The 265-nt window shown below is 60.4% G+C and carries 1 protein-coding gene; it reads right to left on the bottom strand.

Translation table 11 applies throughout. The features are described from left to right. On the bottom strand, positions 1-116 hold a 116-nt coding region (locus tag SB751_RS31390), incomplete at its 3' end, for a DUF4148 domain-containing protein (RefSeq protein WP_410749195.1). Positions 117-265 lie beyond the last annotated feature (149 nt).

Genomic DNA, 265 nt, shown 5'->3' with positions numbered 1-265 from the left:
AGATCGGCGATCACCTCGGCACGGGTCACACCGGACGACGAAGTTTGTGCGAAAGCGGCGACCGGCGTTCCGACGACGACGGCGAGCAGTGCGGCTGCGATCAGTTTGCGATTCATGATGAAACTCCCGAGAACGGTTCAATGAAGACGCATCGTCGATGCGCCGTCGGCGTGACCGCAATCGCGATTCGCCGCCTGACACGTCCATTCTGGCGATCGACCCGTACCCCACGCTGACCGCCAGATGACAACTTTGAAATCCATCG

Source organism: Cupriavidus sp. SIMBA_020, from assembly GCF_046535395.1.
Lineage (GTDB): Bacteria > Pseudomonadota > Gammaproteobacteria > Burkholderiales > Burkholderiaceae > Cupriavidus > Cupriavidus campinensis.
Note: the sequence above shows the minus strand (reverse complement) of the source record. Positions and strands in the feature narration are given on the sequence as shown.